Annotated in this window: 23 protein-coding genes and 2 tRNA genes; 4 read left to right on the forward strand and 21 right to left on the reverse strand. The window is 72.2% G+C overall.

Annotated elements, in window-relative coordinates:
- Positions 1-51: 51 nt before the first annotated feature.
- The 4 genes from EKH77_RS10230 to EKH77_RS10250 form a co-directional block, all read right to left on the reverse strand.
- Complete coding sequence (locus EKH77_RS10230; RefSeq protein ID WP_126914096.1) at positions 52-897, reverse strand: DegV family protein; 846 nt, start codon at positions 895-897, stop codon at positions 52-54.
- Positions 898-983: 86 nt separating this feature from the next.
- The gene (locus tag EKH77_RS10235; protein ID WP_126914097.1) at positions 984-1,721 is read right to left on the reverse strand and encodes a hypothetical protein; all 738 of its coding nucleotides are present in this window, start codon (positions 1,719-1,721) and stop codon (positions 984-986) included.
- A gap of 172 nt (positions 1,722-1,893) precedes the next feature.
- On the reverse strand, positions 1,894-4,743 hold the full coding sequence (leuS, locus tag EKH77_RS10240) for a leucine--tRNA ligase (RefSeq protein WP_126914098.1): 2,850 nt from the start codon (positions 4,741-4,743) through the stop codon (positions 1,894-1,896).
- Positions 4,744-5,041: 298 nt separating this feature from the next.
- Positions 5,042-7,021, reverse strand: a complete 1,980-nt coding sequence (locus EKH77_RS10250) for a S53 family peptidase (RefSeq protein ID WP_126914100.1) — start codon at positions 7,019-7,021, stop codon at positions 5,042-5,044.
- 264 nt (positions 7,022-7,285) lie between these two features.
- Between EKH77_RS10250 and EKH77_RS10255 the strand changes: the two genes are divergently transcribed.
- Together EKH77_RS10255 and EKH77_RS10260 are read left to right on the forward strand one after the other, a co-directional pair.
- Positions 7,286-7,984 carry a hypothetical protein gene (locus EKH77_RS10255; protein WP_126914101.1) on the forward strand — a complete coding sequence of 233 codons (699 nt, stop codon included), beginning with the start codon at positions 7,286-7,288 and terminating at the stop codon, positions 7,982-7,984.
- Entirely contained in the window at positions 7,981-9,489 is a 1,509-nt protein-coding gene (locus EKH77_RS10260) for an NADH-quinone oxidoreductase subunit NuoF family protein (protein WP_126914102.1), read from the forward strand. Before EKH77_RS10255 ends, EKH77_RS10260 begins: the two co-directional genes overlap by 4 nt.
- 53 nt (positions 9,490-9,542) lie before the next feature.
- Here EKH77_RS10260 and EKH77_RS10265 read toward each other — a convergent pair.
- From EKH77_RS10265 to EKH77_RS32985, 9 genes are all read right to left on the reverse strand, one after another.
- A tRNA-Ala gene (locus tag EKH77_RS10265) sits at positions 9,543-9,615 on the reverse strand.
- Positions 9,616-9,743: 128 nt separating this feature from the next.
- Positions 9,744-9,977: a hypothetical protein gene (locus tag EKH77_RS10270; RefSeq protein WP_126914103.1), complete on the reverse strand. Its 234-nt coding sequence runs from the start codon at positions 9,975-9,977 to the stop codon at positions 9,744-9,746.
- A gap of 123 nt (positions 9,978-10,100) precedes the next feature.
- Positions 10,101-10,173, reverse strand: a tRNA-Ala gene (locus EKH77_RS10275).
- Positions 10,174-10,330: 157 nt separating this feature from the next.
- A complete protein-coding gene (locus tag EKH77_RS10280) occupies positions 10,331-10,984 on the reverse strand; it encodes a histidine phosphatase family protein (RefSeq protein WP_126914104.1) in 654 nt (217 codons plus the stop codon).
- On the reverse strand, positions 10,981-11,421 hold the full coding sequence (gene rsfS / locus EKH77_RS10285) for a ribosome silencing factor (protein WP_126914105.1): 441 nt from the start codon (positions 11,419-11,421) through the stop codon (positions 10,981-10,983). Before rsfS ends, EKH77_RS10280 begins: the two co-directional genes overlap by 4 nt.
- 107 nt (positions 11,422-11,528) lie before the next feature.
- A complete protein-coding gene (locus EKH77_RS10290; protein WP_126914106.1) occupies positions 11,529-13,178 on the reverse strand; it encodes an LCP family protein in 1,650 nt (549 codons plus the stop codon).
- 46 nt (positions 13,179-13,224) lie between these two features.
- Entirely contained in the window at positions 13,225-13,836 is a 612-nt protein-coding gene (gene nadD, locus EKH77_RS10295) for a nicotinate-nucleotide adenylyltransferase (protein WP_126914107.1), read from the reverse strand.
- Positions 13,837-13,891: 55 nt separating this feature from the next.
- Complete coding sequence (locus EKH77_RS32980; protein ID WP_164737779.1) at positions 13,892-14,053, reverse strand: hypothetical protein; 162 nt, start codon at positions 14,051-14,053, stop codon at positions 13,892-13,894.
- A 187-nt stretch (positions 14,054-14,240) separates the two neighbouring features.
- A complete protein-coding gene (locus EKH77_RS32985; protein ID WP_164737663.1) occupies positions 14,241-14,405 on the reverse strand; it encodes a hypothetical protein in 165 nt (54 codons plus the stop codon).
- Positions 14,406-14,496: 91 nt separating this feature from the next.
- Here EKH77_RS32985 and EKH77_RS10300 point away from each other — a divergent pair, with 91 nt between their 5' ends.
- A complete protein-coding gene (locus EKH77_RS10300) occupies positions 14,497-15,582 on the forward strand; it encodes a M48 family metallopeptidase (protein ID WP_126914108.1) in 1,086 nt (361 codons plus the stop codon).
- Positions 15,583-15,621: 39 nt separating this feature from the next.
- Here the strand turns inward: EKH77_RS10300 and EKH77_RS10305 are convergent, their stop codons facing one another.
- From EKH77_RS10305 to proB, 5 genes are all read right to left on the reverse strand, one after another.
- Positions 15,622-16,704 (reverse strand): hypothetical protein, encoded by a 1,083-nt coding sequence (locus EKH77_RS10305; protein ID WP_126914109.1) that lies wholly within the window; start codon positions 16,702-16,704, stop codon positions 15,622-15,624.
- A gap of 175 nt (positions 16,705-16,879) precedes the next feature.
- Positions 16,880-17,491 (reverse strand): hypothetical protein, encoded by a 612-nt coding sequence (locus EKH77_RS10310; protein WP_126914110.1) that lies wholly within the window; start codon positions 17,489-17,491, stop codon positions 16,880-16,882.
- Positions 17,492-17,628: 137 nt separating this feature from the next.
- On the reverse strand, positions 17,629-18,927 hold the full coding sequence (locus EKH77_RS10315; protein ID WP_126914111.1) for a glutamate-5-semialdehyde dehydrogenase: 1,299 nt from the start codon (positions 18,925-18,927) through the stop codon (positions 17,629-17,631).
- A gap of 114 nt (positions 18,928-19,041) precedes the next feature.
- Entirely contained in the window at positions 19,042-19,506 is a 465-nt protein-coding gene (locus EKH77_RS10320; RefSeq protein WP_126914112.1) for a hypothetical protein, read from the reverse strand.
- Between the two features lie 273 nt (positions 19,507-19,779).
- The gene (gene proB, locus EKH77_RS10325) at positions 19,780-20,934 is read right to left on the reverse strand and encodes a glutamate 5-kinase (RefSeq protein WP_126914113.1); all 1,155 of its coding nucleotides are present in this window, start codon (positions 20,932-20,934) and stop codon (positions 19,780-19,782) included.
- Between the two features lie 248 nt (positions 20,935-21,182).
- On the opposite strand from proB, the gene EKH77_RS10330 reads away from it, so the two are divergent.
- Positions 21,183-23,237 (forward strand): hypothetical protein, encoded by a 2,055-nt coding sequence (locus EKH77_RS10330; RefSeq protein ID WP_126914114.1) that lies wholly within the window; start codon positions 21,183-21,185, stop codon positions 23,235-23,237.
- Between the two features lie 63 nt (positions 23,238-23,300).
- On the opposite strand, the gene obgE is transcribed toward EKH77_RS10330, so the two are convergent.
- The 3 genes from obgE to rplU form a co-directional block, all read right to left on the reverse strand.
- Positions 23,301-24,740 (reverse strand): GTPase ObgE, encoded by a 1,440-nt coding sequence (gene obgE, locus EKH77_RS10335; RefSeq protein ID WP_126914115.1) that lies wholly within the window; start codon positions 24,738-24,740, stop codon positions 23,301-23,303.
- 133 nt (positions 24,741-24,873) lie between these two features.
- Positions 24,874-25,128, reverse strand: a complete 255-nt coding sequence (gene rpmA / locus EKH77_RS10340; protein WP_126914116.1) for a 50S ribosomal protein L27 — start codon at positions 25,126-25,128, stop codon at positions 24,874-24,876.
- A 14-nt stretch (positions 25,129-25,142) separates the two neighbouring features.
- Entirely contained in the window at positions 25,143-25,463 is a 321-nt protein-coding gene (gene rplU / locus EKH77_RS10345; protein WP_018538042.1) for a 50S ribosomal protein L21, read from the reverse strand.
- Positions 25,464-25,668: the final 205 nt, after the last annotated feature.

The following is a 25,668-nucleotide window of genomic DNA, read 5'->3' on the forward strand; positions in this document are numbered from 1 at the left end:
CTGTGGATTACCGGCCGGTTGTGGAAAAGTCCGTCACTCGTCAGAGGACTCTCACCTCGCCGAGACCACCACGCCCAGCAGCCCCGGCCCCGTGTGCGCCCCGATGACCGCGCCGACCTCGCTCACATGGAGCTCCGCCAGCCCCGGCACCCGCTCCCGCAGCCGTTCCGCGAGCAGCTCGGCCCGCTCCGGGGCGGCCAGGTGATGCACCGCGACGTCGACCGGCGCGGCACCCGCGCGCTCGACGACGATCTCCTCCAGCCTGGCGATCGCCTTCGACGCCGTACGGACCTTCTCCCTCAGCTCGATACGGCCCCCGTCCAGCTGGAGCAGCGGTTTGACGGCGAGCGCCGAGCCGAGCAGCGCCTGGGCGGCGCCGATGCGTCCACCGCGGCGCAGGTAGTCGAGGGTGTCGACGTAGAAGTAGGCGGCCGTGCCCTGCGCGCGCTTCTCCGCGGCGGCCACCGCCTCGTCGAGCGTGCCGCCCGCCTCGGCGGTGTCGGCGGCGGCGAGGGCGCAGAAGCCGAGGGCCATCGCGACCATGCCGGTGTCCACGACCCGTACCGGCACCGGCGCCTCCTTCGCCGCGAGGACCGCGGCGTCGTAGGTGCCCGAGAACTCGGAGGAGAGGTGGAGGGAGACGATGCCGTCGGCACCGGCCTCGGCGGCGGCGCGGTAGGCGGCCGCGAAGACCTCGGGGGCGGGGCGCGAGGTGGTCACCGGACGGCGTTTCTGAAGGGCCTGGGCGACCGACCGGGCCGAGATCTCGGTGCCCTCCTCCAGCGCCTCGTCGCCCAGGACCACTGTCAGCGGTACGGCGACGATGTCGTGCCGCTCCATCGCCCGAGCGGGCAGGTAGGCCGTGGAATCAGTGATGATCGCGACATGGCGGGACATGCCCCGGAGGTTACCCGCCGGGCCGCCGCCACGGCAGTGCGGGCCCCGGACCGCTTGATCGTTTCCGCTGGTCAGGGCCGCTTCGCTCAGGCGGGGCTTTCCGGACGCTTGACCTTCTCCCATGTGTACCCCCACTGCCGGGAGGCATCCCTGCCGCTTATCGCGGGTCGCTCCGCCTTGGCCGCCGCACCCTTCGATTCCGCAGCCTTGGCCTCCGCGCCCTTCGCCTCCCCGCCGCCGGCCTCCGCGCCCTTGCTCTCCTCCCCCGCACCGGCGTCGTCGGACTCCCAGTGGCGGAGCGCGCCCGTCTCCATGCGGATCTGCTCGCTCAGCAGCGACAGTTCGTCACCGGAGAACTGCCGGGCCCGGTCCTGGGCGGCGAAGCGCAGCGAGTCGGCGGAGTGGGTGATCTGTTTGGTGCGCTCCCGCAGGTCGGGCAGGCAGGCGGCGAGACGCTCCCGGTCGGGCTCGGTCTCCAGCTTGCGCAGGTCGTCGTCGAGCTCGCGGCCGTGCGCGCTGAGGCGGTCGAAAAGGGCCAGGGACTCGGTGAGGGAGGCGTCGTCCTTCCGGCCCTCCCGCAGCACTTCCTGGGTGGCGCGCATCGACGTCCGCAGCGAGAGGCGCAGCTCGGCGACCTCGCCCGCCGGGCCGGCCTGGGTGAACTGCCGGGCCTTGAGCCGGGTGTCCTCGACCGTGCGCCGGGCCTGGGTGACCGCCTGGTCGACGCCGCGTTTGACGGTCCGGACCGCCTTGACCGTGGCGATGACCGCCAGCGCCACGACGAGCGCACAGATCAAGGCGATGATCACGGCCGCGGCTACCATACGCGCTCCTCAGCAAGCGGGACCCAAGCGGGACACTCGGCGAGCCCCGGGGGCCCGTCGGCGGGACGGCCCCCGCCACCTCTCCACCGTAAACGCAACGGGCAGGCCGCGGGTTCCTTCGGAACCCCCAACCTGCCCGTAGGGACAAACCCCTAGCGCCCGCCCCGAGGCATTACGCCGGGACGATGTTCACCAGCTTCGGCGCCCGCACGATGACCTTGCGGATGCCCGCGCCGCCCAGCGCGGCGACGACCGCCGGGTCGGCCAGCGCGACCTTCTCCAGCTCCTCGTCGGAGATCGACGGGGCGACCTCCAGACGGGCCTTGACCTTGCCCTTGATCTGGACGACGCAGGTCACGGCCTCGTCGACCAGGTAGGCCGGGTCGGCGGCGGGGAAGTCCGCGTGGACGACCGAGCCCTCGTGGCCGAGCTTGCGCCACAGCTCCTCGGCGATGTGCGGGGCGAGCGGCGCGATCAGCAGCACCAGGCCCTCGGCGACCGTGCGCGGCACCTCGGGCAGCTTGGTGACGAGGTTGTTCAGCTCGGTCACCTTGGCGATGGCGGTGTTGAAGCGCAGGTTCGCCATGTCCTGGCCGACGCCGTCGATCGCCTTGTGGAGGGCGCGCTGCGTCGCCTCGTCGGGCGCGGCGTCGACGACCGTGACCTCGCCGGTGTTCTCGTCGACGACGTTGCGCCACAGGCGCTGGAGCAGCCGGTACTGGCCGACGACGGCGCGGGTGTCCCACGGGCGGGAGACGTCCAGCGGGCCCATCGCCATCTCGTACAGGCGCAGGGTGTCGGCGCCGTACTCGACGCAGATCTCGTCCGGGGTGACGGCGTTCTTCAGGGACTTGCCCATCTTGCCGAGCAGCCGGCTGACCTTGCCGCCCTCGTAGTAGAACGCGCCGCCCTGCTCCTCCACCTCGGCGGCGGGCACCGCGATGCCGCGCGCGTCACGGTAGACGTACGCCTGGATCATGCCCTGGTTGTAGAGCTTGTGGAACGGCTCGGCCGAGGAGATGTGGCCCAGGTCGAAGAGGACCTTCGACCAGAAGCGGGCGTACAGCAGGTGGAGCACGGCGTGCTCGGCACCGCCGACGTACAGGTCGACGCCGCCCAGCGGCTGGCCCTCGCGCGGGCCCATCCAGTAGCGCTCGGCGTCGGCGGAGACCAGCTGCTCGTCGTTGCGCGGGTCCAGGTAGCGCAGCTCGTACCAGCAGGAACCGGCCCAGTTGGGCATGGTGTTGGTCTCGCGGCGGTACGTCTTCGGCCCGTCGCCCAGGTCCAGCTCGACGTTGACCCAGTCCTGGTTGCGGGAGAGCGGGGTCTCCGGGGAGGTGTCCGCGTCGTCCGCGTCGAAGGTGCGCGGGGTGTAGTCGTCGACCTCGGGCAGCTCCAGCGGGAGCATCGACTCGGGCAGCGCGTGGGCGACGCCGTTCTCGTCGTAGACGATCGGGAAGGGCTCGCCCCAGTAGCGCTGGCGGCTGAAGAGCCAGTCGCGCAGGCGGAAGTTGATGGTGCCCTCGCCGATGCCGCGCGCCTCCAGGTGGGCGATCACGGTGCGCTTGGCCTCGTCGATCTGCATGCCGTTGAGGTCGAGCTCGGCGTTGGCCGAGTTGATGGCCGGGCCCTGGCCGTTGTAGGCCTCGCCCTCCCAGCCCTCGGGCGGCTGGACGGTGCGGACGATCGGCAGCTCGAAGACGGTGGCGAACTCCCAGTCGCGCTCGTCCTGGCCGGGGACGGCCATGATCGCGCCGGTGCCGTAGCCCATCAGGACGTAGTCGGCGACGAAGACGGGGACGCGCTCGCCGGTGACCGGGTTGAGGGCGTAGGCGCCGGTGAAGACGCCGGTCTTGTCCTTGCCCTCGGTCTGCCGCTCGACGTCGGTCTTGGACTGCGCCTGCTTGCGGTAGGCGGCGACGGCCTCGGCCGGGGTGCCCGCGCCGGCGGTCCAGACGTCCTTGGTGCCCTCGGGCCACTCGGCGGGCACGATCGTGTCGATCAGGTCGTGCTCGGGGGCCAGCACCATGTAGGTGGCGCCGAAGAGGGTGTCGGGGCGGGTGGTGAAGACGGTGATCTTCCGGGCCTCGTGGCCGTCGACCTGGAAGTCGACGCGCGCGCCCTCGCTGCGGCCGATCCAGTTGCGCTGCTGGAGCTTGATGGCCTCGGGCCAGTCCAGGGCGTCCAGGTCGTCGATCAGGCGGTCCGCGTAGGCGGTGATCCGCATGTTCCACTGGCGCAGCTTGGACTTGAAGACGGGGAAGTTGCCGCGCTCGGAGCGGCCGTCGGCGGTGACCTCCTCGTTGGCCAGCACGGTGCCCAGGCCGGGGCACCAGTTGACGGGCGCGTCGGAGGCGTAGGCCAGGCGGTAGCCGCCCAGCAGCTCGTCACGCTCGACGGCGTTCAGCTCGCTCCAGGCGCGGCCGCCGGGGATCTCACGCCGGCCGCCCTCGAACTCGGCGACGAGCTCGGCGATCGGGCGGGCCTTCTTGGCCTCGGGGTCGTACCAGGAGTTGAAGATCTGGAGGAAGATCCACTGGGTCCACTTGTAGTACTCCGGCTCGATCGTCGCGAACGAGCGGCGCTTGTCGTGGCCCAGGCCCAGCCGGCGCAGCTGGGCCTTCATGTTCTCGATGTTCGCCTCGGTGGAGACCCGGGGGTGGGTGCCGGTCTGCACGGCGTACTGCTCGGCGGGCAGGCCGAAGGCGTCGAAGCCGAGGGTGTGGAGGACGTTGTGGCCCGTCATGCGGTGGTAGCGCGCGTAGACGTCCGTGGCGATGTAGCCCAGGGGGTGGCCGACGTGGAGGCCCGCGCCCGAGGGGTACGGGAACATGTCCATGATGAACTTCTTGGGGCGGGCGACGACGGCCTCGTCGCCGGCCAGCTCACCGCTGGGGTTGGGCGCGGCGTACGTACCGTTCGCGTCCCAGAAGTCCTGCCAGCGCGCCTCGATGTCAGCGGCCAGCGCGGCCGTGTAGCGGTGCGGGGCGGCCACCTCGGCGGCGGTGGGGGTCTCGCTCATCGTCCTCAAAGCTCCATCGATCGTCGTCTGTCGCCTGTCCGCTCGCGGTCCGGAGCCATAGGGCCCGGGGCCGCAAATGAAAAAACCCCTCGCACAGGAGGGGATGCCGCGCCGATGCCGGTCCGGACCGCCGAAGGGTCGGCGGTCACCTGCCGGTGCTTGATCAGCGCGGCTCGCTAAGCAGAAGGCGTACGGCACGCATGGGGTCAGGTTACCCCAGCGGGCCCGGGGCCCGCACCGAAGCACGGCGCGGGCCCCGGGGGGCTCGGCGAGGGCCGAGCGAGGGGTCAGGCGGGGGTCAGCGGCGCTGACCGGGCACGTACGAGGTCACGTAGCCGTCGGCCGGGGTGCCGACGCCGGTGACGTTGTCGTAGCCGACGGTCGCGGAGAGTGAGCTGTCGCCGCCCAGGCTGCGCAGCGAGGTGAGCAGGCCGCCCTTGGCGTCCACGCCGTTGGCGAAGTCGACGCGGACGTCGGCGATGCTGCGGCCCTGGCCGAGCGGGTGGTCGGTGACGTCGTGGTAGGCGCCGGTGCCGTAGCGGTCGTAGATGGCCGGGTTGGCGAAGCCGATCGGGACGCCGTGCCGGGCCTGCTGGGCCAGCGCCTGGACGCCCGCGATCACGGGCGCGGCGAGGGAGGTGCCGCCGATGCGGTACTCGTCGTACTTCACCGAACCGTCGGGGAAGGTCTGCGTCTGGCCGACGAGGAAGCCGGTGGTGGAGTCGGCGACGGCCGCGATGTCGGGGCCGACGCGCATCGGCTTGTCGGTGCCGTTCGACTTCGCCAGCGTGTCGGGGACGACGCCGCGCTGGTAGAAGGGCTGCTCGAAGACCTTGCTGGTGCCGCCGCCGGCGCCGCCGGTGAAGGCGCCGGGCATGCCCTCCCAGGTCAGGCCGTCCTTGGACAGCGCGGCCTTGTGGGTGCCCCAGCCGGTCTCCCACAGGTACTTGTCGCCCTTGCCGACGGCCAGGGAGGTGCCGCCCACGGAGGTGACCCACGGGGAGTTGGCGGGCGTGTCGACCTGCTTCACACCGTGCTTGGCGACGTTGTCGCCGTCGTCGCCGGAGGAGAAGTAGAAGCCGATGCCCTCGACGGCGCCCTTCTGGAAGACCTGGTCGTAGGCGGCGGCCACGTCCGGGGACTCGTTGGCCTCGACGTCGCCCCAGGAGTTGGAGACGATGTCGGCCAGCCGGTTGTCGACGATCTTGTGCAGGGAGTCGATCAGGTCGTCGTCCTGGCAGGAGGAGCCGGCGACGTAGACGATGTTCGCGTCGGGGGCGACGGCGTGCACGGCCTCGACGTCGAGGGTCTCCTCGCCGTACCAGCCGGCCGCGTCGCACTCCTTGGGGTCGGCGTGCGTCCAGGCGGCGGGCAGCACCTGGGAGTACTGGCCCTTGCGGTAGGCCTTGTCGCCGTTGCGCTTGGCGTACTGCTGGATGTCGGCGGCGATCGTCGGGGAGGCGTAGGCGTCGGTGATGGCGACCGTCACGCCCTTGCCGGTGAAGTTCTTCGCCCCGTAGACGGCGCGCAGCTGCTTTCCGGTGTAGCCCTTGATGGCGTACGGGGCGTGGTCGCCGTACGCGGAGGGGAGGCCGGTGTTGACGTTCGAGCCGTAGTACGTGGAGAACGGGCCGGCGTTGCGGAAGCCGGAGCTCGGGCCGGGCAGCGTGTCGCGGTGGTGGGTCAGGCGCGGGGCGTTGTTCAGGCCCACGACGGTCAGGACGGCGCCGTCGAGGGCGGCCGGGACGGAGGCGTTCCGCGCCGGGGCGTGGTAGGTCTTCCCGTCCTTGACGTAGTTGTGGAGCTCGGTGCCGAACGCCTTCTGGGCGGCGGCCGCGTCACCGGTCACGGTGACGTAGTGGTCGTTGACGCCGGTCACCGTCAGGCCGGAGGACTTCAGCCAGCCGGTGACCTGGGCTATCTGGCCCTTGGTCGCGCCGAAACGTTCCTTCGACTGCTGAGCCGTCAAGTACTTGCCGTACGAGGCCGACTTCGGGTCCGAGACGGCGCGCGCGTACGCGGCCAGGCCCTTGGCGTCACGGCCGGCGAGGTAGACCCGGGCGGTGACGGCCTTCTGCTCCGGAACGGCGCCCTGGTCGGCACTGGGCGTCGCCCACAGCGGCTTGGTGCCCGCCAGCGACTGGCGGTCGTGCGGGCCGGAGTCGGCGTGGGCCGCGGGCACGCCGAGCGCGAGCGCTCCGGCGACCAGCGGCAGGGCCGCCGTCAGGGACAGGGCGGCGCGCGCTCTGGAACGGTGGCTTGGACGGCGTGAAGTCAAGGAAAACCCCCTGCGATGCGAATGGTCGGCCACACTCTGACCGATAAACCGTTCACTCAGGGGACATGCGTTCACCAAGAAGTGATCAAGGGAGAACCACGAGCACGCAATCAAATCGCCTGCGAGGGTGGTTTGTTGGGAAAGCGGCGGCTTACGGATCGAACTTGCGCCGAACGAACAGACGTTAGCAGCGGTGGTCCGTCGCGCACCGGGGTTGCGCGAAGCGGGCCGCGCGGGCCGGTTCGCTGCCTAGCCTGCCGGGGCATGGACCTCCACCGCTTCCCCGACCAGGCCGGCGGCGTGCTCGCTCTGGTCTCGCTCACCGCGACCGTCGTCTGGGGGCTCGTCGCCGCCGACCGCCTGGCCCTCGGCCCGTGCGGCCGGCTGCTCGCCCAGGCCGTGCACCGGGCCCTCGCCGTCGGCGCGCTCGGCTTCCTCCTCGTGCACGTAGGCGTCAAGGTCGCCGAAGCGCACGCCTCCACGACCGCCGCCCTGATCCCCTTCGCCTCCGGCATCGGCGGGCGCGCCGGACTGATCGGGCTCGGCTCGCTCGCGGGCTATCTGCTGGTGCTCGCCGCCGCGACCGGCGTCCTGCGCAGCGTCTTCGCCGGGCGGGGGCGCGCGGCGGCGCGGCGCTGGCGGGTGCTCCACGCGAGCGCGTACGGGGCGTGGTGCACGGCGCTGCTCCACGGGTTGAACGCGGGGCGGGAGGCGGCGGAGTGGGTGACGGGGTGTTATGTGGGGTGTTTGGTGGGCGTCGCCTTGGCGTTGGTTCTGCGGCGTTTCGGGGTGCCTCAGTTGCTGCGGCTCGTCGTACGCCGACGGTCGGTGGGGGCTCACGCGGCGGGGAGGATGCCCCAGTCCCGCCCCTTCACCGTTTCCCAGGGGCTCCGCCCCCGGACCCCCGCTCCTCAAACGCCGGAGGGGCTGAATGCATCGCGTGGACGGGCTGAGCTGACATGAGCCTCCTCCCCGAGCTCCCCGACGTGCTCGTTCTCGGGTTGCCACGGCTGACCGCCGGGTTCGACGACTTCGCGCGGCTGGATCGGCGCGCCCATCTGGCCGTGCACGGCTCCGTGCCGCGTCTCACCGAGGACGAGCTGACGCGGCTGGCCGAGGCCGTCGCGTTGCGCGGCCGGGGTGGGGCCGGGTTTCCGTTCGCGCAGAAGGTGCGGGCGGTGGGCGGGGCCGCGCGGCGGCGTGGGACGCGGCCTGTGGTGGTGGTCAACGGGTGCGAGGGCGAACCCGCGTGCCGCAAGGACGCGGTGCTGCTCAGGCGCGCCCCGCACCTCGTGCTGGACGGCGCGCTGCTCGCCGCCGAGGCACTCGGCGCCCGGACGCTCGTGATCGGGGTGACCCGTACGGGCACGGAGGCGTCCGTGCGGGAGGCGCTCGGCGAGCGCGGTCTGTCCGACCGGCGCGGGCGGGCTGTGCGCGCCCGGGTCGTACGCCTCCCCGAGCGCATGGTCTCCGGGGAGTCCTCCGCGCTCCTGCGCGCCGCGAGTGGTGGCCCCGCGCTCCCGCCGGGACGGCGCGGCCACGCCACGACGGCCGGGCTGGGCGGCCTGCCGACGCTGCTGTCCAACACCGAGACGTACGCCCAACTCGCCCTCGCCGCCCGGCTCGGCGCCCCCCGCTACGCCTCGACCGGCACCCCGGACGAGCCGGGCACCGTCCTGCTCACCGTCTCCGGCGCGGTGCCGTTCCCACGCGTCGTCGAGGCCCCCGGCGGGGTGGCGCTGTCGTACGTCCTCGCCCAGTGCGGCGCCGCCGCGCCGCAGGGCGTGCTGGTCGGCGGCTATCACGGCGGCTGGCTGGACGCGGCCGCCGCTGCCCAGACGGCCCTCTCCAGGGACGCCCTCGCCGCTCACGGCGCGACCCTGGGCGCCGGGGCGGTGCTGCCGCTGTCCGGCGACACCTGTCCGCTGGGCGAGGCGGTACGGGCGGCGCACTGGCTGGCGGCCGAGTCGGCGGGGCAGTGCGGCCCGTGCCGGCTGGGCCTGCCGACGCTGGCCGGGGCCCTGGCGGACGTGGTGGCCGGGGGCGGGCGCGGCGCCCTGGAGGCCGTACGGGAGGCGGCGGGGGCCGTCCGGGGGCGGGGGGCGTGCGGGCATCCGGACGGGGCGGCGCGCTTCGCACTGAGCGCGCTGGCGGCCTTCACGGACGATCTGGCCGCGCACGTCCTGGGCGGCGGCTGCGGGCGCCCCACGGCCGGGCTGCTGCCGCTGCCCGGGGGCGGGAACACGGAACCGGGGAACGCGGCCGGAAAGCGGCTCGCGGTGGACTGGACGCTGTGCGAGGGACACGGCCTGTGCGCGGGGCTGCTGCCCGAGCTCGTACGGATGGGCCCAGACGGTTTTCCGGCGCTCGCGGACGCCGGGGTGCCCGGACATCTGCGGGGGCGCGCACAGCGGGCCGTACGCCGCTGCCCCGCGCTGGCGCTGCGTCTCGACGGCCCCGGCCCCTGAGTGCATATAAACGCCGAGAGGGCCGTCCTCGCGGACGACCCTCTCAACCACTGTGGAGCTAAGGAGAATTGAACTCCTGACCTCCTGCATGCCATGCAGGCGCTCTACCAACTGAGCTATAGCCCCTTGTTTTGTTTTCCGCCCGGGTTTTCCTCGCGGTCTCCCTGGCGACACGGATTACATTACACGGACCTCCCCCCCATCTGCCAAATCGGTTCATCGGGCATCCCACAACGCCCCGGTATGACCGATTTTCACGCGGTGACGAAGGAGTAGAACCGCTTGAGGGCACAGTGCTCGTCGAGCAGTCGTCCGTAGATCGGCTCGCCCTCGAGCTCCCGGTAGGTCTCGATAGGGTCGCCTTTTATGATCAGCGCCCGCGCGCACTCCACGCACCAGTACTGGTATGCGGAGTTGAGCGGCTCCATGTCGCGGACGATCGGCGTGCCGCTGCCGCACCAGTCGCACTTCCGGCTGTGAGCACCCATGACCGCGCTCCTCCCCTCCCCCTCGGCCCCGCTCGCTCCCGGGTGTCCGATTCTGCCACGGGACCGCGCCGGAACAGCAACAATCCCGCCTCCCCGGGAGGGGAGACGGGATCGTCGTAACTGTGGAGCTAAGGAGAATTGAACTCCTGACCTCCTGCATGCCATGCAGGCGCTCTACCAACTGAGCTATAGCCCCGCTGTTCTCGGTTTCCCCGGAGGTTTTCCCCCGCGTTCCCCGCGAACAAGAAGAACTTTAGCCTGTGACCTGCCCAGATGTGAAATCGAGCCCCGGTGGCCCCACGACTGGCCACGACTGGCACCTCGACGGCCCCGGCGGGCGCGTCACTCGCCGCTCAGTCGTCGTCGCCGAGCACCGGCTCGGGCAGCGTCCCGGCGTTGTGCTCCAGCAGCCGCCAGCCGCGCGCACCCTCGCCCAGCACGGACCAGCAGCAGTTGGAGAGGCCGCCCAGCGCCTCCCACGAGCGGGCCTCCAGGCCCAGCAGCCGGCCGATGGTGGTGCGGATCGTGCCGCCGTGGCTGACCACGACGAGCGTGCCGCCGTCGGGGAGCTTCTCGGCATGCGACAGCACGACCGGCGCCGCCCGGTCGGCGACCTCGGTCTCCAGCTCGCCGCCGCCGCGCCGCACGGGCTCGCCGCGCTTCCACGCCGCGTACTGCTCGCCGTAGCGCTCGGCGATCTCCTCGTGGGTCAGCCCCTGCCAGGCGCCCGCGTAGGTCTCCCGCAGCTCGGCGTGGTGGGTGACCGTGAGGCCCGTGACGGCCGCCAGCTCGGCCGCCGTGGCCTTGGCGCGGCCCAGGTCGGAGGCGACGATCGCGTCGGGCCGCAGCGCGGCCAGCAGCCGGGCGGACCGGCGCGCCTGGGCGACACCGGTGCCGGTCAGCTCGATGTCCGTGGTGCCCTGGAAACGGCGCTCCACGTTCCACGCGGTCTGGCCGTGCCGCCACAGCACGAGCCGGCGGCCCCGGCCGCCAGGGCGGCCGTTCAGCTCAGGTCTCCGTCCAGGTCGCCGCCGGCGGCCTGGTCACGGGCGTGCTCCTCGGCCTTGCCGCGGGTGGCGACGGCGTCGGCGGGCAGCTCGATCTCCGGGCAGTCCTTCCACAGCCGCTCCAGGGCGTAGAAGACGCGCTCCTCGCTGTGCTGGACGTGCACGACGATGTCGACGTAGTCCAGGAGCACCCAGCGGGCGTCGCGGTCGCCCTCGCGGCGCACCGGCTTGGCGCCGAGCTCCTTGAGCAGCCGCTCCTCGATCTCGTCGACGATCGACTTGACCTGGCGGTCGTTGGGGGCCGAGGCCAGCAGGAAGGCGTCGGTGATCGACAGTACGTCGCTGACGTCATAGGCGATGACATCGTGCGCGAGCTTGTCGGCGGCAGCCTGGGCGGCGGCCTGGATGAGCTCGATGGAGCGGTCCGTGGCGGTCACAAGCCATGCTTTCGTAAAGAGGGTCAGTACGTCTCAAGGGTCTCACGACCCGCCGACGGCCCTCCCGGCCTTTTCCGCCGCGTCCTCCACGCCCGGACGCCTTCCCCTCAGCCCTTGTAGTCCTTGCCCAGGACCACGGCGACGTCCGCGTTGCCCGCCCCCGTGTCCTTGCGCACGGCCTTCTCCGGCAGGCCCAGCGTCCTGGCGACCTCCTTGGCCTCGGCTGCCCGGGCGTCGTCCGCGTAGGTCACCGAGGAGGCCGCCTCCGCCGTGCCCGGGGCGCCGCCGTCGACGTAGGTGTAGCCGCCGTTGACCAGCGCCACCTGCGCCGTTCCGGACGCGGCGGCCGACCCTGTGGCGTTCTTCACGCTCACCCGGGGCGGCGCGCCCTTGGCGGTGGCGCGCACCGTGCCGCCGAGGACGTCCTTGACCATGGTGTCGGCCGCCTGGCCACCGAGCGCCCCGTCCGCCTTCACGGGCAGGACGGAGGTGGCGTACGAGCCCTCCTTGGCCTTCTCGGCGAGGTGGGCCAGGGAGGCGCCGAGCTGCTGGACGGAGAGCGAGGGGTCGGGGATCTGGGCCAGGGAATCGACGGTCGTGGTAGCCGCCTGCGGGTCAGTGGACATCTTCCGCAGCACCGCCTGCATGACCTGGCCGAACCGGGCCAGCTGCCGGCCCTGGTCCTCGCCGGTGGCCCGGTACGTGGCGTAGCCGACCGCGGCCCGGCCGCCGAGGGTCTTGCCCTTGCCCTGCTCGACCAGCGGGCCGTCGCCCTGTTTGGCGCCGGGCACGGTCGCGTCCGTGTCGACCGTGATGCCGCCGACGAGCTCGACCAGGTTCTCCAGGTAGGGGGTGTCCAGCCGCCAGCTGCCCTTGATGTCCGCGCCGAGCAGGGTGTTCAGGGCGTCCCTGGTCGCCCCGGTGCCGGCGTCCTGGACGGCCTTGCCGAGCGTCGTGGCGGTGCCGCCCTCCTTGGTGGTGAGCCCCAGCGAGTTCGGCAGGAGGAGGGTGGTGGCCTTCTTGCTGGTCTCGTTGTCGACCAGCAGGGCGGTGGAACTGTCGCCGCCCTGGGTCTGCCGCAGATGCACGACGATCACGTCCCGCTTCTGCGCTCCCGCCGCGGCCGCCGTGCTCTTCTTCTCCTCTCCTCCGGAGAGGAGCAACCAGCCGATGCCGCCGCCCAGCGCGAGGACGAGCACCACGGCGAGGGCGACGACGCGGTTGCGGCCCTTGCGCTTGCGCTCGTCGCGGCGCTCGGTGCGGCTCTCGCTGAACTTGAGCCAGTCGATGACGTCCTCGGAGCCCTCGTCCGGCTCCTCGATGAAGGAGAACTGCTCGGTCCGGTAGGCGTCCGCGTCCGCGTCCGCCTCCGGCGCGGAGCCGGGTGCGGGGTCTGCTGCGGAGTCGGCCGCGAGCCGGGGCTCCGGGATGCGGCCATCCGCCGTCCCCTCCCGCTCCCCCTGGCCGACGGGCTCCCCCTGGCCCACAGGGCCCGTCTGCCGGGGGATCCACTCCTGCTGGGCCTGCTGCGTCTGCTGGGTCTGCGTCGCGTAGGGGTCGTACGCCGTTTGCGGCTGCTGGGGCTGTGCGGGGTACGGGTCGTAGCCGTGCGTCTGCTGCTGGAGCGGCTGACCGTAGGCGTCGTACACGCGCTCCGGGGCGTCCGGCCGGTACACCGGTTGGCCATAGGCGTCGTAGCCAAAAACCTGCGCTTGCGCGTACGGGTCGTGCGCGTACGGGTCCTGTCGGTCGTTCACCAGTGCCCCTCGGTGGCCGGCGGGCCGGAGCCGGCCGTCGTGCGGTTCAGCCGTCGTGACGGTACAGCTTGCGCTTGTCGATGTAGCGCACCACACCGTCGGGCACGAGGTACCAGACGGGCTCGCCCTGCGCCACACGGGCGCGGCAGTCGGAGGAGGAGATGGCGAGGGCGGGGACCTCCACGAAGGAGACCCGGTCCTCGGGCAGCCCCGGGTTGGCCAGTATGTGGCCCGGCCGGGTGACGCCGATGAAGTGGGCCAGCGAGAAGAGCTCCTCGGTGTCCCGCCAGGTGAGGATCTGCGCGAGGGCGTCGGCGCCGGTGATGAAGAACAGGTCCGCGTTCTCGTTCAGATTCCGCAGCTCACGGAGGGTGTCCGTGGTGTAGGTGGGGCCACCGCGGTCGATGTCGATCCGGCTGACCGAGAACTGCGGATTGGACGCGGTGGCGATCACCGTCATCAGATAGCGGTCCTCGGCGGGGGACACCGCGCGGTGGCTCTTCTGCCACGGCTGCCCGGTGGGCACGAAGACCACCTCGTCCAGGTGGAACTGCGCGGCCACTTCGCTCGCGGCGACCAGGTGACCGTGGTGGATGGGATCGAACGTCCCGCCCATCACTCCGAGCCGCCGCTTCCCGGGCTCTGTCTGCTCTCCCATGCGTGCAGACCCTACTGGGCGCGTTTCCACGCCGTTTCGCCAGGGACCGGTGGGATCAGCGGTCGCGGTTGAAACGAGTGGTGATCCACAGCAGGAGCAGCAGGATGACCAGCGCGGAGCCACCGGTGATGGCGGGGCTGAGGCTCTCGTGGTTGTCCACGTGGTGGCCCTCGGCGGCGAGGGAGACCAGGGCGCTGTGGGCGGTGGCGATATTCACGTCGGCAGAACCTATCCGGGAGGGATCGGGTTAACGGTTGGAGACTTCTGCCACATCGTATGCGGGCCCTTATGCGGAGCTCACGCCGACTCCACGTGTCCGGGCCGACGGGCCCGCCACCGGAGCGTCACCGGGGCCGACAGGCGGGGGCTCCAGTGAGGGCTCCGGCGGCTACTCGCGATAGCCGCTACTTGCGATAGCCGCGCAGCAGGAACCAGGCGACGAGGGGGACGCCCACGATCCCGACGATCAGGACGGTGCGCAGCAGGGCGCCGGGGCCCTGGTCCCCCTTGGAGACGGCGAGGACCTCGGTGAGTCCGGGATGGGCGGCGAGAGCGGTGATGTCGGGCATGCCTCCACGGTAGCCATGTCGGTGGCACGGCCTAGGCTGGGGTCCGGAAAGCCCGGTGCGGACCGCGGCCGGCCGATGTCAGGGGGTCTCGATGAGCGACAGCCAGGAGTACGTGCCCGGGGGCCCGGAGCGGCTGCCCGGCCGGGACCGCAGGCGGTTCCCCGGCATCTCCTCGCGGGCCTACGAGCACCCGGCGGATCGCTCCGCCCTGGTGGCGCTGCGCAGGCTGAGCGGTTTCGACACGGTGTTCAAGGCGCTGAGCGGGCTGCTGCCGGAGCGCAGTCTGCGGCTGCTGTTCCTGTCGGATTCGGTGCGGGTGGGAGAGCTGCAGTTCCCGCATCTGCACGCGATGCTGCTGGACGCCTGTGCCGTCCTGGACCTGCCGAAGGTCCCGCCGATGTACGTCACGCAGGATCCCCGGCCCAACGCCATGTGCGTGGGTCTGGACGAGCCGGTCATCGTGGTGACGACGGGCCTGGTGGAGCTGCTGGACGAGGAGGAGATGCGGGCGGCCGTGGGCCACGAGGTCGGCCACGCGCTGTCCGGGCACGCGGTGTACCGCACGATCCTGCTGTTCCTGACCGAGATGGCGGTCAAGGTCGCCTGGATCCCGCTGGGCGGGATGGCGGTGGCGGCGATCGTGACGGCGCTGCGCGAGTGGTTCCGGAAGTCGGAGCTGTCGGCGGACCGGGCGGGGCTGCTGGTGGGGCAGGATCCGCGGGCCTCGATGCGCGGCCTGATGAAGGTCGCGGGCGGCAACCACCTCCACGAGATGAACGTGGACGCGTTCCTCGCCCAGGCCGAGGAGTACGAGCGTGGCGGCGACCTGCGCGACTCCGTCCTGAAGATCATGAACGTGCTGCCGCGCAGCCATCCGTTCACCACGGTGCGCGCGGCGGAGCTGAAGAAGTGGTCCGAGAGCCGCGACTACCAGCGGATCATGGACGGCCACTACGCGCGGCGCGAGGACGACAAGGACGCCTCGGTGAGCGACTCCTTCCGGGAGTCGGCGAACCACTACGCGGAGTCGGTGCGGGCGAGCAAGGACCCGCTGATGGGGCTGGTGCGGGACATCGCGGGCGGGGCGAGCGACCTGGGCGGCAAGCTCTTCGGACGCGGGCCCGGCCCCAAGGGCGACGCGCCGAAGAACGACGCGCCCAAGAACGACGCGCCGTAGAGCCGAGACGCGCCGTAGAGCCGGCAGGACGCCGGCCCCTCAGTGCCGGGGCGGCGTCGGCTGGGCCGACGGCGCCAGGGTGCCGCAGAGGTCGGTCGTCGTGGCGCCCGTCGCGTAGGGGTCGGTGCCCGCAGGGCCCTCCGTCGCGGCCTTCTCGCCCGCGAACAGCGGCCGCAGGAAGGACGCGTCCTCCGCCGAGCAGGACTCCGGACCGGCCTGCGTCTGGCTCTGCAGCACCTGGACGTGGTGCTCCTGGAGGTCGTCCCGGTCGAAGCGGAAGCGCAGCATGCGCCGTACGACGAACAGCGAGACGTCCGTCGCGCCCGCCTTGGCGGCCGGGCGGAGGGCGTAGACGAACGTGTGGTCGGAGGAGACCTCCAGTGCGGCCGGGGACGCCTCCACGACCGTGAACGTGCCCTGGCTGCGGACGGTCCGGTCGGCGAGGGCCACCTGGCCCGGGTCGAAGCGGACCAGCCAGCCGGTGGCGGCGTGCTGCCCGTCGTCGGCGGGACGGCTGAAGCTGCGGTCGAACTGCTCCAGCTGGGAGGGGGCGAGCAGCAGCCGTACGGCCCGCTGGTTGCCGCCGACGAGCACGCCCGGGTCGAGCGCGGACTTGACCGTGTATTCCTTGGCCGTGGCGAGCGCGGCCATCACCAGGCTCTCGGAGAAATTCTGGGTGCGCCGTGCGGCCGGAAGGGTGACGCCCTCGACTCCGTCGCGCAGCCGGCCGGCCGGGCTGTTGTCGAAAAGGTCCCTCGCGGCGGGGGCGCCGGGCACCGGATCGCGCGGGGCGAGGGGGACGATGGCGATCCGCAGCGCCTCGGCGGCGGGCGGCTTCGGCTCCTTGTACGGGTGGCGCAGCCCCATGTAGACGGCGGTGCCGAAGGCGAGGGCGATCAGTATCACCAGCAGCAGCACCTGCCGGGAGGCGCTGACGCGGGCCCAGGCGTGGCGGGTGCGGACGGCGGGGGCGTGATCGTCCATCCGCTCGCGGGCGGAGAACTCCTGGAGGCGGGCAGCCCGGACGAACGATTCGTCGAAGACGACGGATCGGTACTCCTCGTCACCGCCTCCCTGGGGGCCCTCGGGCGTGCCCTCAGGGGGGTCTCCAGGCCCGTTCATATCTCAAGAGTAGGTCCGTGGCGGCTTCGGTAAACGCCCTGGTACACGACAAGTTCCGACGAGATTTCAAGCGGCCGGGCGGGGGAACCCGAGCCTTGGCCAGGACTCCTGCGATCGGTCACGGAATAACAGAAAGCGACTTCCAGAGAACGAGAAATCACTTTCGGTGACCGGTTCAGCGGAAGGGAGGCACCGCCGACGCCACCGGCGGCTCGGAGTCCGCCGAGACCGACGGCAGCGGCACCCGGGCCTCCCCCACCTGGGCGTCCACGCCCGTGGTCGCGGGCGGCGGGGCGGGGCTCTGCCGGCCGCCCGAGGAGCCGCCCCGGTAGACGGCGGTGAAGGCGAGGGCGATCACGCCTATGCCCATGACGACGGCGAGCACCCAGGCCACCGGGCGCTGCCAGCGGGCGTGCCCCCGGTAGGGCCCGCGCGCGATGCCGTAGCGCCCGTAGGGGCCGTAGGCGTCGTCCGGGTCGAGATCGCGGGCCAGGCCCCGCGGCCCGTTCAGCCGGCCGTGGTGGCCGGCCGGGCCGCCGCGCGCCTCGTCGTACGGATCGTCGTCGGCGGAGCCGCCGCCGGGCCGGGAGCGCGCGGCGTCGGCCTCGGCGCGGGCCCGGTCGGCGGCGAGCGTCCGCTCGACCGCGGAGGGTTCGTGGATCGTCGCGGACCGCACGAACTCCTCGTCGAAGACCATGGAGGCGAACGGGTCGTCCGCGCCCCCACGGAGGTGGCTGTCGGGCTCCTCGCCGTCCGGGAACGGCTTGCCCCCCACGTCGTCCGGCACCCGTCCAGCGTAGACCCGAACCGGTCAATCCGCGCGGCCGGTACGGGAATTCGGCCCACCGCGGGCCCACCGCGCGCCTACCGCCGGCCCGCTACGGGCCCACCGCGCACTCGCCGTGGGCCCGCCGCCCGGAGTGGCTAGCGCACGTGGCCGTCGCCCGTGACGATGTACTTCGTCGACGTCAGCTCGGGCAGTCCCATCGGGCCGCGCGCGTGGAGCTTCTGCGTGGAGATGCCGATCTCGGCGCCGAAACCGAACTGACCTCCGTCGGTGAACCGGGTCGAGGCGTTGACCGCGACCGTGGTGGAGTCCACCAGCTGGGTGAAGCGGCGGGCCGCCGCCTGGGAGGTGGTGACGATCGCCTCGGTGTGCCCGGAGGTCCACAGCCGGATGTGGCGCACGGCCATGTCCAGGTCGTCCACCACGGCGGCGGCGATGTCGTACGAGAGGTACTCGGTCTCCCAGTCCTCGGTCGTCGCGGGCACGACCGTGGCCGGGGAGCCCTTCGCCAGCTCCACCACCCGCTCGTCGCCGTGGACGGTCACGCCGGCCGCCGCCAGCGCCTCCAGGGCGGGCGGCAGGAAGCGCTCCGCGATGTCCCGGTGCACCAGCAGGGTCTCGGCGGCGTTGCAGACGCTGACGCGGCTGGCCTTGGAGTTGACGAGGATCTCCACGGCCATGTCCAGGTCGGCCTCGGCGTCGACGTACACATGGCAGTTGCCCGTGCCCGTCTCGATCACCGGGACGGTCGACTCCTCGACGACCGTGCGGATCAGGGAGGCGCCGCCGCGCGGGATGAGCACGTCGACCATGCCCCGGGCGCGCATCAACTCCCGTACGGAGTCCCGGCTCTCGCCCGGCACCAGCTGCACCGCGTCGGCCGGCAGCCCCGCGCCGCCCACGGCGTCACGGATCACCCGCACCAGGGCGGTGTTGGAGGCGTACGCGGAGGACGAGCCGCGCAGCAGCACGGCGTTGCCGGACTTCAGGCACAGGGCGGCGGCGTCGACGGTCACGTTCGGCCGGGCCTCGTAGATGATGCCGACGACGCCCAGCGGCACCCGCACCTGGCGCAGGTCGATGCCGTTGGGCAGCGTGGAGCCGCGCACGACCTCGCCCACCGGGTCGGGCAGCGCCACCACGTCCCGGACGTCCTTGGCGATGGCCCGCACCCGCTCGGGGGTGAGGGTGAGCCGGTCGACCACGCTCTCGCTCGTACCGGCGGCCCGGGCCTTCTCGACGTCCTCGGCGTTGGCCTCGACGATCTCGCGGGTACGGACCTCCAGCGCGTCGGCGATCGCCAGCAGCGCCTCGTCCTTCACCGAGCGCGGCAGTGGCGCGAGCTCGGCGGCCGCGGCACGGGCGCGGTAGGCGGCACGCAGCACCGGGGACTGCGGCATGGGGTCGGCGAGGGGGGAGGGGAAAACGCTGCTCATGGCCGCAGCCTAACCGCGGGCGGGCCGCGACCACCCGGAATTCCACACTCCGGGACGGCCGCGACCACGTGCGCCCCTCCGCGATCAGCGGCGATCAGTTCCGTCGGCGGCGGTTCAGAAGGGGTGCACCCCCACCGGGGTGGCCGGCAGCGGGCCGTAGCCCTCGGCGACCCGCTGGTGATACGTCTCACGGTCGATGACCTCGAGGCCGACGATCTCCCACGGCGGCAGCCTGGCCGTGGACCGGTGCTCGCCCCACAGCCGCAGCGCCACGGCCGCCGCGTCGTGGAGGTCGCGCGCCTCCTCCCAGTAGCGGATCTCCGCGTGATCGTTGGCGTAGCGGCTGGTCAGCAGGAACGGGTGGTCGTGGGCGAGCTGCTCCAGCGCCCGCCGGACCTCCCCCAGCGGCGCCTCGGTGCCCGAGACGCTGAGGGTGATGTGCCACAGCCGCGAGGGCGCGCCGCTCGCGGCGGTCTCGGTCCTCTCCCCCGGCCTGTCGTCCGTCCCGGCCGTCCCGACGCTGGTCAGTGTCCGCCCAGCCGTGCCTCGGGGCAGCGCCCCCGGGCGCCCTCGTCTCACCGGCGGCCTCCTGTTGCTCGCCGCTCCGCGCGCGTGCGGCGGAGCCGTGTGGTGCCGTGGGACCGCCCGTCCGACGACGGCCCCGTGTATCAAAGTTGACCAGTCGGCGGGCGGCCGCGTGACGGTTTTACGGAAAGGGTCCATGGAAAGGCTGGACTTACCGGGACCCTGTCCTCCGTGGTTAACGCCCGTCAGGGACACGGCATTCGCGACCGGAAGCGCGGCGCTCAGGCGCGCGGCACGACCGCGCTGAGCCGCGCGGTACGACCGGGCTCAGGCGCGCAGCACGACCAGGTCGTCGCGGTGGACGACCTCGCGCTCGTAGCCCGGGCCCAGCTCGCGCGCCAGGTCGCGAGTGGAGCGGCCCAGCAGCTGGGGGATCTCCCCGGCGTCGTAGGTCACCAGACCGCGCGCCACGGCCCGGCCCGCCGGATCCCGCAGCTCCACCGGGTCGCCCGCGCTGAACTCGCCCTCGACCGCCGCGATGCCCGCCGGCAGCAGCGAGCCGGTGCCCTCGACGACGGCGCGCACGGCCCCCTCGTCCAGGGTCAGGGCACCCTGCGGCGTGGAGGCGTGCGCGAGCCACAGCAGCCGGTCGGCGGAGCGCCGGCCCGTGCGGTGGAAGTACGTGCCGGTGGGGCGCCCGCGCAGGGCGTCGGCGGCCTGGCTGGCGGAGGTGAGGACCACGGGGATGCCGGCCGCGGCGGCGATCCGGGCGGCCTCGACCTTGGTGACCATGCCTCCGGTGCCCACGCCGGCCTTGCCCGCGCTGCCGATGGAGACGCCCTCCAGGTCCTTCTCGCCGATGACCTCGGCGATCCGGGAGGTGCCCGGGATGCTGGGGTCGCCGTCGTACAGGCCGTCGACGTCCGAGAGCAGGATCAGCAGATCGGCCCGCACGAGATGCGCGACGAGCGCCGCCAGCCGGTCGTTGTCACCGAAGCGGATCTCGTCCGTGGCGACGGTGTCGTTCTCGTTGACGACGGGCACCGCGCCCATGGCCAGCAGCTGGTCCAGCGTCCGGCGGGCGTTGCGGTAGTGCGCGCGGCGGCTGGTGTCGTCCGTGGTCAGCAGCACCTGGCCGACCCGGCGCCCGTAGCGGGCGAAGGAGGCCGTGTACCGGGCGACCAGCAGCCCCTGCCCGACGCTGGCCGCGGCCTGCTGCCGGGCCAGGTCGCGGGGGCGACGGGGAAGGCCCAGCGGGGCCAGGCCGGCGGCGATGGCGCCGGAGGAGACCAGGACTATCTCCTTCTCGCCCGCGCCCCGCGCGGCCAGAGTCTTGGCCAGAGCGTCAACGAGCGCGTCAACCCGGTCCGCGTCCAGTCCTCCACCCGCAGTGGTGAGTGAGGAGGACCCCACCTTGACCACGATCCTGCGGGCCGCGACGACCTCCCGCCGGACCTCCTCCGGCTGCTCTGCCCCAGTCAACGTACGTACACCCCTGTGATCACCGATGCGCCGCCGGTCGGCGGACTCTTCCGGACCCGCAAATCTACCGTCTGACGATTGCGTCCGTTCGCCGCCGTTTTGGGCTGATCGGCCGGATGGAAGATTGCCCGCCGGCCTGCCACCGTCATACGGTCTGTCACCGATCGTTCACTCCGTGGTGCCCATCGACGGTCCACGACGGCCACTCCCCCACGCATCCCCCACGCACTCCTGCCAGGAGCCTTCCCGTGCCTTCTGCCGGAACAGCCTCCCGCCGGGCGGCACAGCTCGCGGCGCTGCTCTCGATGCTGGCCCTGTTCGTCGCCCAGCTCGTCGGCGCCCTGCTGCCGGACGCCACCCTGCTGATCTCCTCCTCGGCGGCCGCCCTCGCGCTCGACCTCCTCCTCCAGCACCGCGACCCGGGGCTGGTCGCCGTGCTCGGCAAGATCCGCTTCGATGTCATGGTCCGGCAGCTCCAACGCGACATGCTGATCCTGCTCGGCCTGCTGCGCCTGGGCGGCGAGGACGCGCCCCGCGACTACGCACCCGTCGTCGCGGGGCTGGTCCTCTTCTACGGCGCCCACCTCGCCTGCCAGGTCACCGCGATCCTCGTCCGCCGCAGCCGCACCCTGCCCTTCCTCACCCGGAACATCGACACCACCGGACTGCGGCTGACCTCCGCGCCACCACGGCTGCTGGCCCGTCAGCACAGCCGCCGGCTGCTGCGCTTCGCCGTCCCGGCCACGGCCGGGATGCTGACGGCCGCCGCCACCGGCGAGGAGTTCTGGGCCGTGGCGGGCGTCAGCGCCGCGCTCGCCTGCGCGCTCGGCGGCACCGCGTACCTGGCCGACTGGCTGCGCCCGGGGAACCGGCCGGTCGACGAGGCGCGGGCGCTGGAGTGGCTGGACCGCTGGCTGGCGGACTACCGCCCTACCATGGGCATGTACTTCTCCGGCGGGACCACCTCGGCGTACCAGGCGAACATGTGGCTCTCGACCATGGGCGCGCTGGACGGCAGTCCGCTGATCGTGCTGCGCGAGCGGTTCATGATGCAGAAGATCGAGGCCACCGACGTGCCCGTGCTGTGCATCCCCAAGGTCGTCCATCTGATGGCCCTGGAGAAGTCCACGCTGAAGATGATGCTGCACCCGGCCAACTCCGGTAAGACCTCGCAGGTCCTGCGCATGCCGTCCATCAAGCACGCCTTCGTCAACCACGGCGAGAGCGACAAGCTCTCCAGCTGCAACCCCTACGCGAAGGCCTACGACGAGGTGTGGGTCGCGGGCCCCGCCGCCCGGGAGCGCTACCAGCTCGCCGACATCGGCGTGGAGGACAAGGACGTCGTCGAGGTGGGCCGCCCCCAACTGGCGCCGATCGCACCGGCCGCCGGCGGCGCGCCCGCCGGGCCGTACCTGACCGTCCTCTACGCCCCCACGTGGGAGGGCTGGGACGGCAACCCCGGCAACACCTCGGTCATCCTCGCGGGGGAGAACATCGTGCGCGCCCTGCTCGCCGACCCCGGTGTGCGCCTGCTGTACAAGCCGCACCCCATGACCGGCTCCGTCGACCCGCGCGCGGCCCGTGCCGACCAGCGCGTCCAGGCGCTGATCCGCCAGGCCGCCGCCGAACGTTCCGGACCCCGCCCCGGGCCGGCGGCGGCCGCCGAACTCGCCCGCCGCACGGCCGAACTGGACCGGCTCACCACCTGCCACTTCCGCGACAGCGCCGACGAGATCGAGCGGATGCTGCTCCAGTCCACGCCGGAGAAGGGCCGCGCCGAGACCGTCGAGGCCGCCACGGCCGCCTGGGAGGAGGCCTACTGGGCCTCGCTGCCGGAGTGGGAGCACCAGGTCGTCACCGAGGCCCGTCCCTCGCTCTTCGGCTGTTTCAACCGCTCGGATCTGCTGATCAGCGATGTCTCCAGCGTCGTGTCCGACTACCTGATGAGCGAGAAGCCCTATGCGGTCGCGAATACGAGCGGGCTGACGGAGGAGGAGTTCCGGGCGGCCTTCCCCACCGTCGGCGCGGCGACGATCCTCACGCCGGGCGCGGAGGGCGTCCCCGCGCTCCTCGCGGCCGTCCGCGACCCCGCTCTCGACCACCTGGCGGCGGCACGCGCGGAGCTGAAGGTCCGGCTGCTCGGCCCGGCCGACCCGCCCTCACTGACCCGCTTCAACGCGGCGGCGCTGGCGCTGGCCGCGAAGTCGGACGAGCGCCGGGCCCGGATGGAGGCCCGCGCCTCGGAGATCCCGTCCCCTCGCCTCGCGGCGGCCGAGGAGTCGGAGACCGCCCAAGGCGGCTGAGCGCCCACGAAAAACGCCGGACGGGCTGACAAAGTCAGCCCGTCCGGCGTTTGAGGACAAGATTTAAGCGAACGGGTCGAAGCCCTCGTACTCCTGGTCCGACTCGTCGCGCTCCGCCTGCTTGTCGCGGCGGCGCTGCGCCGCCGGGCGCGGGGCCTCGAAGCGGTGGTCCTCACCGCGGCGGCCCAGCATCTCGGCGCCGGAGAGCATCGTGGGCTCCCAGTCGAAGACGACCGCGTTGTCCTCGGGGCCGATGGCCACGCCGTCGCCCGCGCGGGCACCGGCCTTCATCAGCTGCTCCTCGACACCGAGGCGGTTGAGGCGGTCGGCCAGGTAGCCCACGGCCTCGTCGTTGTTGAAGTCGGTCTGGCGCACCCAGCGCTCCGGCTTCTCGCCGCGCACGCGGAAGAGGCCGTCCTCCTCCTGGGTGACGGTGAAGCCCGCGTCGTCGACGGCCTTCGGGCGGATGACGATGCGGGTCGCCTCCTCCTTCGGCTTCGCGGCACGCGACTGCGCCACGATGTCGGCCAGCGCGAAGGAGAGCTCCTTCAGGCCGTGGCGGGAGACGGCCGAGACCTCGAAGATCCGGTAGCCGCGGGACTCCAGCTCGGGGCGGACCATCTCGGCGAGGTCCTGGCCGTCAGGGATGTCGACCTTGTTGAGGACGACGAGACGGGGCCGGTTCTCCAGGCCGCCGTACTCCTTGAGCTCGGCCTCGATGACGTCGAGGTCGCTCAGCGGGTCGCGCTCGGACTCCAGCGTCGCGGTGTCCAGGACGTGCACCAGCACCGAGCAGCGCTCGACGTGGCGCAGGAACTCCAGGCCCAGGCCCTTGCCCTGGCTGGCGCCGGGGATCAGGCCGGGGACGTCGGCGATGGTGTAGACCGTCGCGCCGGCGGTGACCACGCCCAGGTTGGGGACGAGGGTCGTGAAGGGGTAGTCCGCGATCTTCGGCTTGGCCGCGGAGAGCACCGAGATCAGCGAGGACTTGCCCGCGCTCGGGTAGCCGACCAGGGCCACGTCGGCGACGGTCTTCAGCTCCAGGACGATGTCCTGGGCGTCGCCGGGCTCGCCCAGCAGGGCGAAGCCGGGGGCCTTGCGGCGGGCCGAGGCCAGCGCGGCGTTGCCGAGGCCGCCGCGGCCGCCCTGGGCGGCGACGTAGGTGGTGCCCTGGCCGACGAGGTCCGCGAGGACGTTGCCGTTCCGGTCGAGGACGACCGTGCCGTCCGGGACCGGCAGGACCAGGTCCGTGCCGTCCTTGCCGGAGCGGTTGCCGCCCTCGCCGGGCTTGCCGTTGGTGGCCTTGCGGTGCGGGCTGTGGTGGTACTCCAGAAGCGTGGTGACGGCCTGGTCGACGACCAGCGTCACATCACCGCCACGGCCGCCGTTGCCGCCGTCGGGGCCACCGAGGGGCTTGAACTTCTCGCGATGCACGGAGGCGCAGCCGTGGCCTCCGTTACCCGCGGCGACATGCAGCTCGACGCGGTCCACGAAGGTGGTCATAGCGGGGTGCCTCCAGATACGCAGATAAGTGCGGGAATGTCTCTGTTGTAACGCGACAAGGGCGGACCTGCTTCCCCGCCGGGGAAGCGAGGCCCGCCCTCGCTCATCGCTCTACGGTGTGCTGATCAGATGATCAGGCGACCGGGACGATGTTGACGACCTTGCGGCCACGGTGGGTGCCGAACTGCACCGCACCGGCGTTCAGCGCGAACAGGGTGTCGTCGCCACCGCGGCCGACACCGGCGCCCGGGTGGAAGTGGGTGCCGCGCTGGCGGACCAGGATCTCACCGGCGTTGACGAGCTGACCGCCGAAGCGCTTCACGCCGAGCCGCTGAGCGTTGGAGTCGCGACCGTTCCGGGTGGACGATGCGCCCTTCTTGTGTGCCATTTTGTGTCAGTCCCTTACTTCGCCGGGGCGTCGATGCCGGTGATCTTCAGCGCGGTGTGCAGCTGGCGGTGACCGATGCGCTTCTTGTAACCGGTCTTGTTCTTGTACTTCTGGATCCGGATCTTGTCGCCCTTGTGGTGGTCGACAACCTCGGCCTGAACCTTCACGCCGGCCAGGACCCAGGGGTCGCTGGTGACAGCGTCACCGTCGACGACCAGCAGCGTGGAGAGCTCGACGGTGTCGCCGACCTTGCTGGTGGAAATACGGTCAACCTCGATGACGTCGCCGACAGCAACCTTCTGCTGACGGCCGCCGGTGCGCACGATCGCGTACACGCGGAACTCTCTCTCGCTAGGAACGGACCTCTGATGCCAGCCGCTCGCACGGGCGGGGCCCATGACGATCCTGAAAGGACGAGCGGCCTCCCCCGGCGAGGCCGGGAGGTGTTTGCTCAGGGGTTTCGGTGTCGCACAGGTTTGCACAGACACCGACGGTCAAGGTTACGGGGCCTTGACCAGGGGGTCAAACCGACCCCCTCGC

This window comes from Streptomyces luteoverticillatus, from assembly GCF_003970715.1.
Lineage (GTDB): Bacteria > Actinomycetota > Actinomycetes > Streptomycetales > Streptomycetaceae > Streptomyces > Streptomyces abikoensis.

What these genes read in the sequence shown, in the direction of transcription:
- EKH77_RS10230 (WP_126914096.1), bottom strand. Translation starts at nt 897, where the DNA reads ATGTCCCGCCATGTCGCGATCATCACTGATTCCACGGCCTACCTGCCC.
- EKH77_RS10315 (WP_126914111.1), bottom strand. Translation starts at nt 18,927, where the DNA reads ATGAGCAGCGTTTTCCCCTCCCCCCTCGCCGACCCCATGCCGCAGTCC.
- EKH77_RS32985 (WP_164737663.1), bottom strand. Translation starts at nt 14,405, where the DNA reads ATGCCCGACATCACCGCTCTCGCCGCCCATCCCGGACTCACCGAGGTC.
- leuS (WP_126914098.1), bottom strand. Translation starts at nt 4,743, where the DNA reads ATGAGCGAGACCCCCACCGCCGCCGAGGTGGCCGCCCCGCACCGCTAC.
- EKH77_RS10300 (WP_126914108.1), top strand. Translation starts at nt 14,497, where the DNA reads ATGAGCGACAGCCAGGAGTACGTGCCCGGGGGCCCGGAGCGGCTGCCC.
- EKH77_RS10305 (WP_126914109.1), bottom strand. Translation starts at nt 16,704, where the DNA reads ATGAACGGGCCTGGAGACCCCCCTGAGGGCACGCCCGAGGGCCCCCAG.
- obgE (WP_126914115.1), bottom strand. Translation starts at nt 24,740, where the DNA reads ATGACCACCTTCGTGGACCGCGTCGAGCTGCATGTCGCCGCGGGTAAC.
- EKH77_RS10235 (WP_126914097.1), bottom strand. Translation starts at nt 1,721, where the DNA reads ATGGTAGCCGCGGCCGTGATCATCGCCTTGATCTGTGCGCTCGTCGTG.
- rpmA (WP_126914116.1), bottom strand. Translation starts at nt 25,128, where the DNA reads ATGGCACACAAGAAGGGCGCATCGTCCACCCGGAACGGTCGCGACTCC.
- EKH77_RS10255 (WP_126914101.1), top strand. Translation starts at nt 7,286, where the DNA reads ATGGACCTCCACCGCTTCCCCGACCAGGCCGGCGGCGTGCTCGCTCTG.
- nadD (WP_126914107.1), bottom strand. Translation starts at nt 13,836, where the DNA reads ATGGGAGAGCAGACAGAGCCCGGGAAGCGGCGGCTCGGAGTGATGGGC.
- EKH77_RS10260 (WP_126914102.1), top strand. Translation starts at nt 7,981, where the DNA reads ATGAGCCTCCTCCCCGAGCTCCCCGACGTGCTCGTTCTCGGGTTGCCA.
- EKH77_RS10270 (WP_126914103.1), bottom strand. Translation starts at nt 9,977, where the DNA reads ATGGGTGCTCACAGCCGGAAGTGCGACTGGTGCGGCAGCGGCACGCCG.